Origin of the sequence: Lysinibacillus sp. GbtcB16, from assembly GCF_019091145.1 — a bacterium.
Classification (GTDB): Bacteria; Bacillota; Bacilli; order Bacillales_A; family Planococcaceae; genus Lysinibacillus; species Lysinibacillus fusiformis.
This window is the reverse complement of the sequence record NZ_JAGXJV010000364.1, coordinates 1-274: the sequence shown is the minus strand read 5'-3', so window position 1 is coordinate 274 and position 274 is coordinate 1. Positions and strand designations below refer to the sequence as shown.

Genomic DNA, 274 nt, shown 5'->3' with positions numbered 1-274 from the left:
CCGCGCAAATCAAGAGCCTCGAAGACGAATTCGGCACAATCCTCATCGATCGCAATCAACCTGTCACGTTAACGGACAGCGGAAAGCTTTTTCTTGTGCACGCCGAAAAAATACTGCGGATCGCCAGTGACCTCAAGCAGCGCTTGTCAGACTTGCACCAAACCCCGCAAGGCCACATTCACATTGGCACGACGACGTCGATTGCGATGCAGATTTTGCCTCGGGTACTCTCTTATTTTCAAGACCAGATCCCTCTGATCAAGACGACGATCCA

At 51.5% G+C, this 274-nt stretch carries 1 protein-coding gene; it reads left to right on the top strand.

Annotated features, from left to right (window positions below):
- The coding region (locus tag KVT27_RS24565; protein WP_217582171.1) for a LysR family transcriptional regulator at window positions 1-274 on the top strand (274 nt) is incomplete at both ends.